This window comes from Kribbella sp. WER1 (assembly GCF_054189145.1).
On record NZ_CM135186.1, the window covers coordinates 1,849,768 to 1,865,128 of the forward strand.

Genomic DNA, 15,361 nt, shown 5'->3' on the forward strand with positions numbered 1-15,361 from the left:
CAGGACATCATACGTCCTATGTCCTCCTGAGGAGAGTCATGCGCGTACTGAGACCGGGCCGCCTCGCGGCCGCCGCCTTGCTGGTGTTCGTCACCCTCACCTCCCCCGCCCGCGCGTCCGGACCGCCCGCGCCGTTCGTCGACGACAGCGTGCTGTTCCAGCAGAAGACGCTCGGCTACTCGTGCTTCCGCATCCCCGCCGTGGTCCGCGCGACCAACGGCACCGTGCTCGCGTTCGCCGAAGGCCGCGTCGCCGACTGCGGCGACGACGGCGACATCGACCTCGTACTGCGCCGTTCCACCGACGACGGCAGGACCTGGGGTCCGCTGCAGGTCGTCTCCAAGGGCAACGGCAGTACGCACGGCAACCCGGTGCCGATCGTCGACAACCGGACCGGCCGGATCGTCCTGCTCAGCACCCACAACGGGCCGGATCCCTGTACGAATGGCTGCGACCGCGACCCGTACGTACAGACCAGCGACGACTTCGGGGCGACCTGGACCGCGCCCCGCGAACTCACCGAGGCCAAGCGTCCGGAGTGGAACTTCTGGTACGCGACCGGTCCCATGCACGGCATTCAGCTCCAGCACGGCGCCCATGCCGGCCGGCTGATCGCCGGTGCGGCGTTCGAGTCCAACGACGGCACCACCCACACGTACTACACCGGACTGCTGTACAGCGACGACTCCGGCCAGACCTGGCACGTCGGCGCGACCGACAGCCACTCCGACGGCAAGCTGATGGGCGGTGAGGTCACCGTTGCCGAACTGAACGGCGGCCGGGTGTACGCCGACGCCCGGGAGAGCGGGACCGATCCGGGCAACCGCGCGTACGCGATCAGCAGCGACGGTGGCGACACCTTCGACGCGCCGTTCCGGACGCAGCCCCGACTGGTGACACCCAACGTGCAGGGCGCACTTCTGAGATTCCGCTCGACCGAGGACGGCGACGGGCGGAACCGCCTGCTGTTCTCGTCGCCGGCGCACCCCGCCGCGCGAGAGGTGATGACCGTCCGGTCCTCGTACGACCAGGGCATGAGCTGGGACACGTGGGACCACGGCGGCAAGGTCTTCTGGTGGGGGCCGTCGGCGTACTCCGACCTGGTCAAGCTCGGCGGGGACCAGGCCGCGCTGCTGTACGAGGCCGGGGTCTCCAGCCCGTACGAGTCGATCCGGTACGCGCGGTTCGACGAGGCGTACCTGTCGGTGCCGAACGGGACGCCGCCGGGGATCCCCGGACCGCCGGCGCCCGGGCCGCAGACGCCGGACGTGGGACCGGCCCACAATCCGGCGTACGTCCGCGGCGGCGCAACCGTTGCCGAAGGCAAGTTCGGGACCGGGCTCGCGCTGGACGGCGTGGACGACTACGTCGAGGTCCCGTTCGACCGCTCGATCGACCTCGGGGCGGACGACTTCACGATGATGACGTGGATCAAGTACGGCGCGACGACCGGGTCGCGGGCGATCCTCTGGGCCTACCGGACCGGGTCCGGGAGTACGCCGCAGGTGTGGTTGCGCGCCGAACCGGAGAGCAACCGGATCCGCGCGCTGCTCTCGGTCGACCGGTTCAACGTGACGGTGCAGTCGGCGTCGGCGTACAACGACAACCAGTGGCACCACGTCGTACTCCAACGCACGAACGGCAAACTCCGCCTACTCGTCGACGGCACCGAGGTCGGCTCGACGACGGCACCCGCGGGATCGGTCACGGCCGGCAAGGAGTTCGGCGTCCAGGGCATCCACGTGGGCCAACGAGTCGACGGCGCCAACCGCTTCCAAGGCAACGTCGACGAGGTCCGCATCTACCGCCGAGCCCTCACCGACGCAGAACTCGGCCAGATCCGCCTCACTAACAAACCCGACAACAACCGCCTGGGCCTGGACCTCCCCTTCTAACCACGCCCGACCAGTTGCTTGTGCCAGGCGAGGGCTGAGGGGTCGGTCAGGCTGGCTACCTGGTCGACGATGACGCGGAGGCGGCTGCTGTCGTCAGCTGCCTCCGCGAAGTCGGACTGGAACGGGATGTCGAGGTGTCGTGGGGCCGTCTTCCAGAGGGCTTCCACCAACTCGGTGAGGAGTTCGCGTTGGGTGGCGCGGCGGGCCTGGCGTTCCGGGGACTTGAGGACGTGGTACATCCCGACGCCCTTGAGCAGGCCGATCTCGGTCCGGATCCCGGGCGGCACCACCAGGTCAGCCTCGTACCGGATCAGCCGGGAGCCGCCGAACACCGCGTGCGTCGCTTGCTCGGCCGCCGTCGCGAAGCGGCCGATCAGCTCGCTGGTCAGGTCCTTCAGCCCACCCAGCGCCCGCCGGCTGTCGTCGAACGGCGCGCCCGGCCAGTACCGCAACGCCTGCAGCCGCGCCCACCCCTCGTCCAGCTCCGCATCACTTGCTTCCGGCAAGTACATCTGCCGGACCGTCTCCCAGTACGGCTCGCGCACCGTGTCGACCGCGGTCAGGTCGATGTGGTGGGCAACGATCCCGTCCTCGACGTCGTGCACCGAATACGCCACGTCGTCGGCGAAGTCCATCACCTGCGCCTCCAGGCAGCGCCGCTCCCCCACCCCCGGCCGCAACCACGTGAACACCGCGAGATCGTCGTCGTACACCCCGAACTTCCGCTGCCCCTCGCGCCGCGCCCACGGGTACTTCGTCGCCGCGTCGAGGGTCGCGCGGCTCAGGTTCAGCCCGACGCTGCGGCCGTCGGCGCCGAACGTCTTCGACTCCAGCCGGGTCAGCAGCCGCAGCGTCTGCGCATTCCCCTCGAAGCCGCCGATGTCCGCGGCGACCTGGTCCAGCGCCCGCTCCCCGTTGTGCCCGAACGGCGGATGACCGAGGTCGTGCGACAGGCAGGCCGCATCCACGATGTCCGGGTCGCAGCCGAGCGTCGCCGCCAGCTCGCGGCCGATCTGCGCGACCTCCAGGCTGTGGGTCAACCGGTTCCGGACGAAGTCGTCGCTGCCGGCCAGCACCACCTGCGTCTTCGCCGCCAGCCGCCGCAGCGCCGCACTGTGCAGCACCCGCGCCCGATCGCGCGCGAACGCGGTCCGCCCCGGCCGCTTCACCGGCTCGGCGACCCACCGCTCCGCGTCGTGCTCGTCGTACCCCTCATGCTGCTTCCTCATCACCGCCACACTAGCGGCGTCCACCGACAGTTGCGCGACCTTCAGATGGCTACGCAGTAACGCAGCCAGATCACGCCGTCCTCGAACACCTCGGTGCCGGCATGCTGCAGCCGCAGCCGCGGTGTGTCGTACCACGACTCGCCGCCGACGAGCACCGGATGGACGAGCAGCGCGAGCTCGTCGATCAGATCCTCGTCCAGGCAGGCGCGCGTCAACGACGGCGAATCCACCCGGACGGTCCGCGCACCCCGCCGACCGAGCAGTGCCAGTACTTCGGCCAGCTCGACATCCTCGTACCCGGCGATCAGCTCGCGCGTCGTCGCGTCGGCCGGCCGCGCCGGGGTCTGGTCGGCGTACACGGCGAGGACGTCGGACCAGTACCCGAGCTGTCGGAGCGCGTTCCAGCTGTGCACCCGCGCCCGGTCGTCCACCACCGCGAGCAACGGCCCGTCCGCCCGGGCGCCGCGCCGCGGAGCCGCGCGTACTTCATTCTCCTGGGCAACGATCGTCGCCGCGTCGATCAGCGTCACGTCCTCCTGCCACAACGACGCCAGCGCATAGAACCGCGCGAGGTCGACGTTGAACCCCGACGTCACCCCGTCCAGCGAAACCGCCAGCTGTGCCACGACATGAGGCCGCATACCCCAAACCTAGGGACGGCCACCGACAGAATCAGTTGCAGAGATATCTCTGCAGAGAATACTCTGCATCCATGCGACGCATCGACGCCCGGAGTCTGCGCGGACTCGCGCACCCGCTCCGGATGCGGATCCTCGAGGCGATCGAGCTCGACGGTCCAGCCACCTCGAGCACGCTCGCGACCCGGCTCGGCGAGAACACCGGCACGATCAGCTGGCACCTGCGGCTGCTCGCCGAACACGGCTACCTCGAGGAAGACACCGGCCGTGGCACCAGGCGCGAGCGGTGGTGGCGGCTCCCACCCGGGCAGACCGTCCTCGACCCGTCCGAGTTCCTGGACGACCCGGAGACCCGGCGCGCGCTCGACGTGTACCTGCGGGATCTGGTCGAGCGGTACTACAACCGCGTCCGCACATACGTCGACGAGGACTGGCCCGCGCAGTGGCAGCACGCGGCCGGCCTCTCCGACTGGCGGCATCTGCGGCTGACGCCGGACCAGCTGCACAGTCTCAACGAAGAGATCGGTGCCGTCATCGACCGGTACATCTCGAGCGACGCTCCCGGCGCCGAGCGGGTGATCGTCCAGCTGCAGTCGTTCCCGCGACACTTATGAGCCTGCTGCGCACGCATCGCGACTTCCGGCTGTTCTGGGTCGGCGAGACGGTCAACCGGTTCGGCAGCGCCACGTCCTCGGTCGCGCTGCCGCTGGTCGCGATTTCGATGCTCGACGCACCGACCTTCGAGGTGGGCCTGCTGACCGCCGCGGCCTGGGCGCCGTGGCTGCTGATCGGCCTGCCGACCGGCGCCTGGATCGACCGGGTACGACGACGGCCGGCGATGCTCGCGTCCTCGGCCGCGTCGGCAGTCCTCTTCGCCGCGATCCCGGTCGCCGCGGCCGGGCAGCTGCTGAGCATCCAGTTGCTCGTCGCGGTCGCTCTCGTCGCCGGCGCCTCCACGGTCGTCTTCCAGACCGCGTACACCGCCTATCTTCCGACGCTGCTCGACCCCGCGGATCATGCGGAGGGCAACGCGAAACTCCATGGCAGTGCCTCCGCCGCTCAGATCGCCGGGCTGGGCTCCGGCGGCCTGCTCGTCCAGTTCGTTGGCGCCGCCAACACTCTGCTGATCGATGCGGCGAGCTTCGCCGTCGCACTGACCTGTCTCACCGCGATCCGCTTCCGCGAAGGCCGTACGACACACCCGCCGCGAGCGGGCGCGATCCGCGAGGGTGTCCGGCTGGTGGCGCACGACGTCTGGCTGCGGACGTTGACGATCTTCGGCGCGGCGTCGAACCTGGCGCTGATGGGGTACCAGGCGATCGTGGTCGTCTTTCTCGTCCGCGAGGCCGGGCTGCACGCGGGTACGGTCGGCGTCCTGGTCGCAGCCGCGTCCAGCGGCGGCATCCTCGGCGCGGTCATCGGCCGGCGCCTGATGCGCTTCGGTACGGCGCGGGCGTTGCTGCTGTGTGAGCTCGGACTGCCGACGCTCGCTTTGCTGATCCCGTTGGGCCCGTGGTACTACCTGTTCGGCGCGTTCGGGGTGAGCCTCGGTGTCGTCGGTGGGAACGTCGTCAAGGCGACCTTCCTGCAGTCCTACTGTCCACCGGACCTGTTCGGCCGGCTCACCGCGACGACGGCGTTCGTCAACTACGGCACGATCCCACTGGGCGCACTCCTCGGCGGGACGCTCGGCCAAACCCTGGGCCTGACCCCAGCGCTCTGGATCACCACGGCAGGCGTCCCGTTGGCCGGCCTGGTGCTGCTCGCCTCCCCCGTCCGCCGGAGCCGCGACCTTCCGGCCCACAGCCTCGCTTACCAGGGCACAGGCGTCCCAGGTACGACGGCTGCCGCGAGGCGGTCCTGCACCGCGCGGCGGGCGCGGTCGTAGCCGGTCTCGTCGTTGTGCAGGATCGACGCGAGGTTCGCGGCCTCGTAGTACGCGTTCAGGTCGAACGCGAGCTGCGCCGGATCGCCGCTCAGCTCGCCGCGCTCGACGGCCTCCGCGACGGCGGTCTCGATCAGGTCCATCCACTCGTGGTGCACCGAGGCCAGGTACTCGTGGACGGCGCCGTCGCGGGCGGAGTACTCGTGCGACACCTTCTGGAAGAAGCAGCCGCCCGGGAACACCCGGCTCCGCGAGTAGTCGAGCCAGTACCTGCTCAACGCCCACACCCGCCCGAGCCCCGGCGGGATCTCGTACGCCGGGACCACCACGGCGTCGGCGTAGATCCGCCGCGCGGCCCGCACCGTGGCGAGCTGCAGCTCCTCCTTGGACCCGAAGTGCGCGAACAGCCCGCTCTTGCTGATCCCGAGCTCGGTCGCGAGCCGCCCGATCGACAGCCCTTCGAGCCCGTCGACCGAGGCGATGTCGACGGCACGCCGCAGCACCGCGCGGCGGGTCTGATCACCGCGCGCGAGCCGTCCGTCGACCTTCTCCACGAGCCCGATCCTAAGTCCATTGACTGCTAGGCCGATCCAAACTAATAATACGACCGTTCGTATAGTTTGGTGGAGGGGTAAGCATGCAACAGCTGGTCGGTGTCGGATTGCAGACAATCGGATTGTTGTCACCACGCCTCGGCGGCCGGATCGCGTTCAACCTCTGGCGGCGGCCGCTCGCCCGCGGCCGGGTCCGTCCCGACGAGCAGGACGTCCACGCCGCGGCGACGGTCGGCGTCCTGCATCTCGACGACGTCCTGCATCTCGACGGCGCCGGCGTGATCGCCGGCGCGCGGGTCGGCGCGGGCGTCCGGACGTACGCGTGGGGCGACGGGAAGCGCCCGGTGCTGCTGGTGCACGGCTGGCGGTCGCGGGCCTCGCGGTACGCCGGCTTCGTGAGGCGGCTGCTCGAGCTCGGCTACAGCCCGGTCTCGTACGACGCCCCGGCGCACGGCGACTCCGACGGCGAGGTGACGTCGATCCTGGGGCACCAGCGGATCATCCGCGCGCTGGAGGAACGGCACGGCCCGTTCGAGGGCGTGATCGCGCACTCCCTCGGCGTACCGTTCGCGCTCTACGCGGTCCGCGAGGGCGTCGCCGCGAAGCGGTTGGTGATGATCAGCGGAGTCGCGGACTTCGGCTACCTGGCCGACGCGTTCTGCGCCGAGCTCGGCCTCGGCCCGAAGCTCAACCGTGAGCTGCGCCGCTGCATCGAGCGCGGGTACTTCGACGGCGACGACGACATCTGGACCCGGTTCACGGTCACCGCCGGCAAAGCCGAGCTACTCGTCGTGCACAACGACGAGGACGAGGTCGTCCACCCCAGCCAGGCGCGGCTGCTGCTGCGGAACTACGGCCCGCACGCGCACTTCCTGCCGACCACCGGCCTCGGCCACCGCCGGATCCTCTCGGACCCGGCCGTGATCACCGAAGCCGTCGCCTTCCTTCAAGAATCAGATGTCCCGGAAGGTCTCAATTTGAGCGCCTAGCGAGTTCAACCGCGTCGCCAGGTCCTCGTACCCGCGGTTGATCACGTAGATGCTGCGCAACACCGACGTACCCTTCGCGGCCAGCATCGCGATCAGCGCGACCACGGCCGGGCGGAGCGCCGGCGGGCACATCATCTCGGCGCCGGAGAAGTGCGTCGGCCCCTCGACCATCACCCGGTGCGGGTCGAGCAGCTTCACCCGGCCGCCGAGCTTGTTCAGGTCGGCCAGGTAGATCGCGCGGTTCTCGTACACCCAGTCGTGGATCAGCGTCTGCCCGGTCGCGGTCGCCGCGATCACGGCGAAGAACGGCAGGTTGTCGATGTTCAGCCCCGGGAACGGCATCGGGTGGATCTTGTCGATCGGCGCGTGCAGCTTCGACGGCCGGGTGGTCAGGTCGACCAGCCGGGTTCGCCCGTTCTCAGCCAGGTACTCGGTACTGCGGTCGTAGTCGAGCCCCATCTCCTCGAGCAGCGCGAGCTCGATCTCCAGGAACTCGACCGGCGCCCGGCGGATGGTGATCTCGGACTTGGTGACGATCGCCGCGGTGAGCAGGCTCATCGCCTCGATCGGGTCCTCGGACGGCGCGTAGTCGACGTCGACGTCGATGTCCGCCTTGCCGTGCACGGTCAGCGTCGTCGTACCGATGCCGTCGATCCTCACGCCGAGCAGGTCGAGGTAGAAGCACAGGTCCTGGACCATGTAGTTCGGGCTGGCGTTCCGGATCACCGTGACGCCGTCGAACCGGGCCGCGGCCATGATCGCGTTCTCGGTCACGGTGTCGCCGCGCTCGGTCAGCACGATCGGCTTGCCCGGTGCGATCGCCCGGTTCACCAGCGCGTGGTACTGCCCGCCGGTCGCCTTCACCTCGAGGCCGAACGGGCGGAGTGCGGTCATGTGCGGCTCGACGGTCCGGGTGCCGAGGTCGCAGCCGCCGGCGTACGGCAGCTCGAAGGCGTCCTCGCGGTGCAGCAGCGGGCCGAGGAACATGATGATCGAGCGGGTCCGGCGGGCCGCGTCGGCGTCCATCGAGGCGAGGTCGAGGTGCGCCGGCGGGACGATCTCCAGGTCACCGGCGTCGTTCAGCCAGGTGGTCTTGACGCCGATCGAGTTCAGCACCTCGAGCAGCCGGTTGACCTCCTCGATCCGGGCGACCTTGCGCAGTGTCGTGCGGCCCTTGTTCAGCAGGCTGGCGCAGAGCAGCGCGACGCCGGCGTTCTTGCTCGACTTGACGTCGATCGCACCGGACAGCCGGCGGCCGCCGACCACTCGGAGGTGGACCGGGCCGCCGCCGAGAGAGACAATTTCGGAGTCGAGCGCCTCGCCGATCCGGGCGAGCATCTCGAGGGTGAGGTTCTGATGACCCTTCTCGATCCTGTTCACGGCACTCTGGCTGGTGTTCAGTACTTCCGCCAGTTGCGTCTGCGTCCAGCCGCGGTGCTTGCGCGCGTCCCGGATGAGGTTTCCGATGCGGCTCAGGTAGTCGTCGGTCATACCCCGGACCATATCTCACATGTGAGATACCACTTCGCCGACCCGCCGGTACCAGCGTAGCGAACATCACGCCGGTCGCTTCGAGGACCCGCCTGACCTGGTGAAACGCCCGCAGCCTACAGTTACTCCACACTCCCGCCGCCACCCGGAGAGGATCCAGCAGATGCCCGACGACACCTCCGCCGCGGTGGTCAACGAGTTCGAGGCGGAGTCGTGGCCGCTGGAAGCGGCCGCGGACAGCCTGCACCAGGTGATCGAGGGGTTCCACAACGGTGACACCCGGCCGCTGGTGATCGGCGACGGCGACCAGCCGGTGCTCGTGGTGCTGGCGATCGCCGACCTGGCCGACTTCCGGGCCCGGATCGCGGAGCTGCTCGGCAACCCGGTCGACGCCGGCTGGCTGCGGTACTACCTGCGCTCGAACTTCGACATGAGCTCCGAGCGCCTGGTCGAGCTGCTCGGCGTCGACGCCGACCACGGGCTCTCCTCGCTGGCCAGCCAGGTGAACGTCGAGCAGGCCGCGACGCTGATGCCGGACCACCTGCGCCGTACCGAGGCCGGCGGCAACCCGCTGATGCTGATCGGCGACGGGACGATGGCAACCGCGGCGCTGCTGTCGTTCCAGGCGTTCCAGGTGCTGCTGGCGATGGAGGGCGACGGCAAGTACGACGACGACTCCTGCGCGCACGACGACGAGGAGAAGCCGACCACGCCGCTCGAGGTGCTGGCGGAGCGGATCGGCCCGGTGTCGACGCAGATCGTCGCCCAGCTGAACGCGGGCCGCGAGCCCGGCCTGCCGCGGTACGAGCTGCACTTCGAGGACGACCTGGTCGAGCACCTGCGCGACCTCGAGGCCCGCGCCCAGAAGACCCCGGGCGGCGGCGCGTACGACGAACTGAACGAACTGCTGCACCAGTTCGACCAGATGCGCAGCGGGCTGGTCCAGGCGGAGACCGACGACGAGCCGGACGAGGCGCCGTACCTGGAGGCGACCGACCTGAAGGCGGCGCTGCCGGACATCCGGGACGCGTTCCGCGAGGGCACCGACGACCCGTACCTGATCGGCCTGGACGGCCGGCCGCTCGCCGGGCTGATCTCGTTCGACCTGTACGAGGAGCTGCAGAAGATCTCGGTCGAGATGGACGGCACCGACGAGGCCCCCGTCCTCCCACTCCCCGAGCCCCGCTGGGAGAACGGCCCGCGACTGCTGCCGTTCGAGCTCGCCCTGGAGATGTGCGAGGCGGTCTGCGAGGACATCACCAACGGCGAGGGCTCGATGCTCTTCATCGCCGACGAAGACGAAGAACCCGAACTCGTCCTCGCCCCCCTCGTCTGGCTCTGGGCCTACGTCGACCACCTGAACCTCGAAGGCGCCGACGTCTGAGTGTCATCCTGGACAGGTGAATCGGTCCATACCGCTGCTCGCCGGCGCCTGTCTGCTCCTGGCCGGCTGCTCCTCGGCTGCCAAACCGCTGTTGGTCGTGGACCGGACGGATGCGCTCGCCGATCAGCCCGTGCACGTCAAAGTCACTGATCTCCCCGCGCACAAAATGGTGAGCGTTGCGGCCGAGGCCGTCGATCACGACGGGAAGAGATGGCGCGGCGAGGCGACGTTCACCGCCGATGCGCACGGGACGGTCGACCTCGACAACGCCAAGCCGGCGAGTGGGAGCTATCAGGACGTCGACGGGATGGGCTTGTTCTGGTCGATGAACCCGCCCGACGGCGATCCTGACGAGCAGTCGTTCGTCCCGCCGGCCGAGGGCGGGTGGCCGGTCGAGCACGTCGAGCTCTCGGTCAGCTCCGGTGGGAAGCAGGTCGCGCGAACGACGATCACGCGGCGGTGGACGGCTCCCGGCGTCAGCAGCCGGGCGCTCCCGGAGCAGTTCACCGGCAGGTACGTCGTACCGAAGAGCGACGGCGCCCGGCATCCCGCCGTACTGCTGCTGGGTGGTTCGGAGGGTGGCGTGCCGCCGCTGTCGGTCGCGGAGCTGCTGGCGTCGCACGGGTACCCCGTGGTTGCGCTGGCGTACTTCCGCGCGCCCGGGCGGCCGCGGGACCTGCACGACATCCCGATCGAGTACTTCGCGCAGGCGGCCGAGTGGCTCGGCGCCCGGCCGGAGGTCGATCCGGCGCGGATCGTCGCGATGGGAACGTCGTACGGCAGCCAGCCCGCGCTGCTGGTCGCGGAGCTGTTCCCGGCAACTGTCCACGGCGCGGTGTTGTTCGCACCGGGCGACAAGATCATCAGGGCATTCCCGCACCCGACGGGGGCCGCGTGGACCTTCCGGGGACGGCCGCTACCGCCGGACGAGGAGATCCCGGTCGACGCGGTGGACGGCCCGGTGCTCGCGGTCGCCGGCTACGTCGACGCACAGTGGGAGTCGCGGTTGTCGGCGCTGTCGATCATGCGGCGGCTGGACGCGGCGCACGACCGGTACCCGCACGAGGCGGTCGTCGTCGACGGTGCGGGGCACGGTGTCGGCGGTACGCCGTACCTGCCGCACGGGACGAAGTTCCGGCATCCGATCATCGGGCCGACCGACTTCGGCGGCAGTCGCGCCGCCGACGACTCGGCGCTCCGTCAGGGGTGGGCGAAGACGCTCGCGCTGATGGCGGCGCTTTAGCTGAACGGGAACAGCGACTGCCACTCGGCGAGGGCGGCGAGTTCGTAGACGCCGGCCGGGGTGTACGGGTCCTTCGCGAGGATGTCGCGGAGCTCGGCCTCGTCGGCGACGTCGTACACGAGGAGGGCGCCGGTGCCGTCGGTGAAGGGGCCGGCGGCGACCAGTTTGCCGGCCTGCTTGAGCTCGGCGAGGTAGTCGCGGTGCGCCGGGCGGACCTCCAGGCGGCGGTCGGTCTCGGACACGTCGAAGCGCAGTTGCACGACAAATTGAGCCATGTCCAGAAGCCTACAACGGCCTTGTGGACAAGAAGATTTGGTGCGGGTAAGGGAGTCACGAGCCGCCACAGCGGCTGGTTCAGGTCAGACCCGAAAGTCGACGAGTGAGCTCCCTTCCCGCCCGGACATTCTGACCAGCGCGCGCACCGCTATGCAAGAGGTTGGTGAAGACAAATTCCTACAATCAGTTGGTTGACGTAACGCTTCGTGATCGAACCGCCGGCGGCGTCGATCAGGGTGCCGATGCAGTCGTACAGACGGTCACGCCGGTCCGTTGTCAAGGCCCGATGGCCCGAGTACGACGACAGAAGGTCGAGGTATTCGGCCGTCGAGTAAGTCCCGTCCCAGACGTACCTCCGGCACTCCACGGAGCCGAAATCAGGCGCATCCACGAGCTCCGCGGACCCGTCCGGTACGTCGTCCACGGCCGGCAGCCCGGTCGGCGCCGGGTCGTCGGTGAAGCGGTCGTAGCACTTCTGCACGTCGACGAAGAACTGCTCGGACCCGCCGGCGACATGATGCGTCGTGACCACGGCCAACGCACCGCCTGGGCGGAGCAGTTGGGCACAGCGCGAGACCCGGGTGGCAGGGTCCAGCCAGTGGAAGGCGGTGGCGGAGACGACCAGGTCGTACTCCCCCGCCGGCAACGCCCACGTGTCGAAGTCCGCGACGATCACCTCGACCGCCGGCAACTTCCGCCGCAGGACCTCCGCAAGCCCAGGACCGAGTTCGACAGCGGTGACGTCCCACCCTCGCGCAACCATGGCGGCGGTTGCCTGGCCGGTGCCCGGTCCGATCTCCAGCACGCGCGGGTGGTCCCCGGCCACCCGCGCGAGGTCGTCGAAGAGCTCGCGCGGGTACGTCGGACGGACGCGGTCGTACAGCTCCGCGTCCTCGCCGAAGGTCTGCCGAAGGGTCTGTCTGCTCACCCGTCCAATGCTGCCCGACCCGCCTCCAGACGGGCCACCGGAATCCGGAACGGCGAGCAGGACACGTAGTCGAGCCCGACCTCGTGGAAGAAGTGGATGCTGTCCGGATCGCCGCCGTGTTCACCGCAGACGCCGGCCTTGAGATCCGGCTTGGTCGCCCGCCCGCGCTCGACCCCGGTCCGTACCAGCGCACCGACGCCCTCGCGGTCGATCGACTCGAACGGCGACACCGCGAAGATCCCCTTCTCCAGGTACCGCGAGAAGAACGCGCCTTCGACGTCGTCCCGGCTGAACCCCCAGGTCGTCTGGGTCAGGTCGTTCGTCCCGAACGAGAAGAAGTCCGCGGCCTCGGCGATCTGGTCCGCGATCACCGCGGCCCGCGGCAGCTCGATCATCGTCCCGATCGGCACCTGGACGCCGGCCTCGGCGAGGATCCGCTCGACCTCGTCCCGGACCAGATGCAGTTCCTGGACGGCACCGACGAGCGGGATCATGATCTCCGGCCGCGGATCCTTCCCGCGCGACCGCAGCTCGACCGCCGCGGACGCGATCGCCCGGACCTGCATCGCGAACAACCCGGGGATCACCAGCCCGAGCCGTACGCCGCGCAGCCCGAGCATCGGGTTCTGCTCGTGCAACCGCTCGACGGCCGCGAGCAGCCGCTCGTCGTGGTCCGACGACGAACCCCGCTCACGCGCCACCGCGACCTTCACGGCCAGTTCCTCCATCGACGGCAGGAACTCGTGCAGCGGCGGGTCGATCAGCCGGATCGTCACCGGCAGCCCGTCCATCGCGTCCAGCAATTCGAGGAAGTCCCCACGCTGCAACGGTTCCAGCTCCGCCAGCGCCGCTTCCCGGTCGGTGTCATCGGCAGCGAGGATCAGCCGCTCGACCGCCTCCCGCCGCTCCCCCAGGAACATGTGCTCGGTCCGGCACAACCCGATCCCCTCGGCCCCGAACCGCCGCGCCCGGGCCGCGTCGTCCGCGGTGTCGGCGTTCGTCCGGACGCCCAGCCGCCGTACGTCGTCCGCGTGCGTGATCAGCCGGTGCACCGACGCGACCAGGTCGTCGCCCGCCGCCGGGTCGAGCGAGCCCTCGAAGTACTGCACGACCGGCGACGCGACCACCGGTACCTCGCCGCGGAACACCTCGCCGGTGGTGCCGTCGATCGAGATCAGCTCGCCGGCCGCCAGCACCTCGCCGCGGACCGTGATGGTGCCCTGGGCAACGTTCACGTCGAGCTCCTCGGCGCCGCAGACACAGGTCTTGCCCATGCCGCGGGCGACCACCGCCGCGTGCGAGGTCTTGCCGCCGCGGCTGGTCAGGATGCCCTGCGCGGCGATCATCCCGTGCAGGTCGTCGGGGTTCGTCTCGCGCCGGACCAGGATCACCTTCTCGCCGCGCTCGGCCGCCTCGACCGCCGCCGACGACGTGAACACGACCTGGCCCGACGCCGCGCCCGGCGACGCCCCGATCGCCTTGGTCACCAGCTCCTTCGCGGCCGCCGCGTCGAACCGCGGGAACATCAGCTGCGCCAGCTGCGCTCCCTTCACCCGCTGCAGCGCCTCGTCGGTGTCGATCACACCCTCGTCGATCAGGCTGGTCGCGATCCGGAACGCCGCCGCCGCGGTCCGCTTGCCGACCCGGGTCTGCAGCATCCACAGCTTCCCGCGTTCGACCGTGAACTCGATGTCGCACAGGTCGCGGTAGTGCCCCTCGAGCGTCGCCATGATCCGCATCAGGTCGTCGTACGACGTCTTGTCGAGCTGCTCGAGATCCGCCAGCGGGACCGTGTTGCGGATGCCCGCGACGACGTCCTCGCCCTGCGCGTTCTGCAGGTAGTCGCCGTACACGCCGGGCTGGCCGGTCGCCGGGTCGCGGGTGAACGCGACGCCGGTGCCGGAGTCCATGCCGAGGTTGCCGAACACCATCGAGCAGATGTTGACCGCGGTACCGAGGTCGGCGGCGATCCGCTCCTGACGGCGGTAGAGGATCGCGCGGTCCGCGTTCCAGGAGCCGAACACGGCCTCGATCGCGAGGTCCATCTGGGTCCGCGGGTCCTGCGGGAACTCGCGGCCGGTGTGCTCGTGCACGGCCTGCTTGAACGTCTCCACCAGCACCTTGAGGTCGTCCGCGTCCAGGTCGAGGTCGTTCTGCGTACCGCGGGCCTGCTTCAAAGACTCGATCGCGTCCTCGAAGACGTCGCCGTCCATGCCGAGCACGGTCTTGCCGAACATCTGGACCAGCCGGCGGTACGCGTCCCAGGCGAACCGCGGGTTGCCCGAGTGGTGCGCGAGCCCGTTCACCGAGTCGTCGTTGAGGCCGACGTTCAGCACCGTCTCCATCATCCCGGGCATCGACACGGCGGCGCCTGAGCGCACCGAGACCAGCAGCGGGTCGTCGGCCTGGCCGAGCTTCTTGCCCATCCTCCGCTCGAGCAGGTGCACGTGGTGGTCGATCTCGTCGGCCAGGTCGTGCGGGACGGTGCCGGTCTCCAGGTACGCGCGGCACGCGTCGGCGGTGATGGTGAATCCGGGTGGTACCGGCAGGCCGAGGTTGGTCATCTCGGCCAGGTTCGCCCCCTTGCCGCCGAGGAGCTGCTTCATGTCCTTGTTGCCTTCTGCGAAGTCGTAGACGAGTTTCGGCACGGTCACTCCCTGGGTTGCAGGCGGGTGTTTTACGGCGCGGGAATGTAGCCCGCTAGGCCCATCGACTCCGGCGGCGGGGGCGTGCTTTCAGAGTAAGCCAGAAAACCAGTCCAGTTGAACACTGGTCTCACGATGCCGACGTGACGCTCCCCACAGGTCGAAGGCCGGAAAACCCTTACAGCGTTGACAACGCGAGACAAT

The 15,361-nt window shown here is 69.6% G+C and carries 13 protein-coding genes; 6 read left to right on the forward strand and 7 right to left on the reverse strand.

Annotated features, from left to right (window positions below; all coding sequences use genetic code 11):
- The first annotated feature begins 38 nt into the window (after positions 1–38).
- Positions 39–1,895, forward strand: a complete 1,857-nt coding sequence (locus ACXJJ3_RS09005) for an exo-alpha-sialidase (protein ID WP_458169504.1) — start codon at positions 39–41, stop codon at positions 1,893–1,895.
- Here ACXJJ3_RS09005 and ACXJJ3_RS09010 read toward each other — a convergent pair.
- Both ACXJJ3_RS09010 and ACXJJ3_RS09015 read right to left on the reverse strand, forming a co-directional pair.
- A complete protein-coding gene (locus ACXJJ3_RS09010) occupies positions 1,892–3,124 on the reverse strand; it encodes a deoxyguanosinetriphosphate triphosphohydrolase (protein WP_458169505.1) in 1,233 nt (410 codons plus the stop codon). The genes ACXJJ3_RS09005 and ACXJJ3_RS09010 overlap by 4 nt on opposite strands.
- A 41-nt stretch (positions 3,125–3,165) precedes the next feature.
- A complete protein-coding gene (locus ACXJJ3_RS09015; protein WP_458169506.1) occupies positions 3,166–3,765 on the reverse strand; it encodes a dihydrofolate reductase family protein in 600 nt (199 codons plus the stop codon).
- 71 nt (positions 3,766–3,836) lie between these two features.
- On the opposite strand from ACXJJ3_RS09015, the gene ACXJJ3_RS09020 reads away from it, so the two are divergent.
- Complete coding sequence (locus ACXJJ3_RS09020; RefSeq protein WP_458169507.1) at positions 3,837–4,376, forward strand: helix-turn-helix domain-containing protein; 540 nt, start codon at positions 3,837–3,839, stop codon at positions 4,374–4,376.
- Entirely contained in the window at positions 4,373–5,650 is a 1,278-nt protein-coding gene (locus ACXJJ3_RS09025; protein WP_458169508.1) for an MFS transporter, read from the forward strand. The genes ACXJJ3_RS09020 and ACXJJ3_RS09025 overlap by 4 nt, the downstream gene beginning before the upstream one ends.
- Here the strand turns inward: ACXJJ3_RS09025 and ACXJJ3_RS09030 are convergent.
- Positions 5,575–6,201, reverse strand: coding sequence for a TetR/AcrR family transcriptional regulator (locus ACXJJ3_RS09030; RefSeq protein WP_458169509.1), 627 nt, complete (start codon positions 6,199–6,201; stop codon positions 5,575–5,577). The two genes, ACXJJ3_RS09025 and ACXJJ3_RS09030, sit on opposite strands and share 76 nt — an antisense overlap.
- An 83-nt stretch (positions 6,202–6,284) precedes the next feature.
- Between ACXJJ3_RS09030 and ACXJJ3_RS09035 the strand changes: the two genes are divergently transcribed.
- Positions 6,285–7,190 carry an alpha/beta hydrolase gene (locus ACXJJ3_RS09035; RefSeq protein WP_458169510.1) on the forward strand — a complete coding sequence of 302 codons (906 nt, stop codon included), beginning with the start codon at positions 6,285–6,287 and terminating at the stop codon, positions 7,188–7,190.
- On the opposite strand, the gene ACXJJ3_RS09040 is transcribed toward ACXJJ3_RS09035, so the two are convergent.
- Positions 7,155–8,681 carry a helix-turn-helix domain-containing protein gene (locus tag ACXJJ3_RS09040; protein WP_458169511.1) on the reverse strand — a complete coding sequence of 509 codons (1,527 nt, stop codon included), beginning with the start codon at positions 8,679–8,681 and terminating at the stop codon, positions 7,155–7,157. The two genes, ACXJJ3_RS09035 and ACXJJ3_RS09040, sit on opposite strands and share 36 nt — an antisense overlap.
- A 163-nt stretch (positions 8,682–8,844) precedes the next feature.
- On the opposite strand from ACXJJ3_RS09040, the gene ACXJJ3_RS09045 reads away from it, so the two are divergent.
- Positions 8,845–10,065, forward strand: a complete 1,221-nt coding sequence (locus ACXJJ3_RS09045; RefSeq protein ID WP_458169512.1) for a hypothetical protein — start codon at positions 8,845–8,847, stop codon at positions 10,063–10,065.
- Between the two features lie 16 nt (positions 10,066–10,081).
- Positions 10,082–11,308, forward strand: coding sequence for an acyl-CoA thioesterase/BAAT N-terminal domain-containing protein (locus ACXJJ3_RS09050; RefSeq protein ID WP_458169513.1), 1,227 nt, complete (start codon positions 10,082–10,084; stop codon positions 11,306–11,308).
- Here the strand turns inward: ACXJJ3_RS09050 and ACXJJ3_RS09055 are convergent.
- From ACXJJ3_RS09055 to ppdK, 3 genes are all read right to left on the reverse strand, one after another.
- Complete coding sequence (locus ACXJJ3_RS09055) at positions 11,305–11,583, reverse strand: YciI family protein (RefSeq protein WP_458169514.1); 279 nt, start codon at positions 11,581–11,583, stop codon at positions 11,305–11,307. The two genes, ACXJJ3_RS09050 and ACXJJ3_RS09055, sit on opposite strands and share 4 nt — an antisense overlap.
- A gap of 149 nt (positions 11,584–11,732) precedes the next feature.
- Entirely contained in the window at positions 11,733–12,512 is a 780-nt protein-coding gene (locus ACXJJ3_RS09060) for a class I SAM-dependent methyltransferase (protein ID WP_458169515.1), read from the reverse strand.
- Complete coding sequence (ppdK, locus tag ACXJJ3_RS09065) at positions 12,509–15,118, reverse strand: pyruvate, phosphate dikinase (RefSeq protein ID WP_458171868.1); 2,610 nt, start codon at positions 15,116–15,118, stop codon at positions 12,509–12,511. Before ppdK ends, ACXJJ3_RS09060 begins: the two co-directional genes overlap by 4 nt.
- Positions 15,119–15,361: the final 243 nt, after the last annotated feature.

What these genes read in the sequence shown, in the direction of transcription:
- ACXJJ3_RS09005 (WP_458169504.1), top strand. Translation starts at nt 39, where the DNA reads ATGCGCGTACTGAGACCGGGCCGCCTCGCGGCCGCCGCCTTGCTGGTG.
- ACXJJ3_RS09035 (WP_458169510.1), top strand. Translation starts at nt 6,285, where the DNA reads ATGCAACAGCTGGTCGGTGTCGGATTGCAGACAATCGGATTGTTGTCA.
- ACXJJ3_RS09045 (WP_458169512.1), top strand. Translation starts at nt 8,845, where the DNA reads ATGCCCGACGACACCTCCGCCGCGGTGGTCAACGAGTTCGAGGCGGAG.
- ACXJJ3_RS09040 (WP_458169511.1), bottom strand. Translation starts at nt 8,681, where the DNA reads ATGACCGACGACTACCTGAGCCGCATCGGAAACCTCATCCGGGACGCG.
- ACXJJ3_RS09015 (WP_458169506.1), bottom strand. Translation starts at nt 3,765, where the DNA reads ATGCGGCCTCATGTCGTGGCACAGCTGGCGGTTTCGCTGGACGGGGTG.
- ppdK (WP_458171868.1), bottom strand. Translation starts at nt 15,118, where the DNA reads ATGAAGCAGCTCCTCGGCGGCAAGGGGGCGAACCTGGCCGAGATGACC.
- ACXJJ3_RS09010 (WP_458169505.1), bottom strand. Translation starts at nt 3,124, where the DNA reads ATGAGGAAGCAGCATGAGGGGTACGACGAGCACGACGCGGAGCGGTGG.
- ACXJJ3_RS09055 (WP_458169514.1), bottom strand. Translation starts at nt 11,583, where the DNA reads ATGGCTCAATTTGTCGTGCAACTGCGCTTCGACGTGTCCGAGACCGAC.
- ACXJJ3_RS09025 (WP_458169508.1), top strand. Translation starts at nt 4,373, where the DNA reads ATGAGCCTGCTGCGCACGCATCGCGACTTCCGGCTGTTCTGGGTCGGC.
- ACXJJ3_RS09020 (WP_458169507.1), top strand. Translation starts at nt 3,837, where the DNA reads ATGCGACGCATCGACGCCCGGAGTCTGCGCGGACTCGCGCACCCGCTC.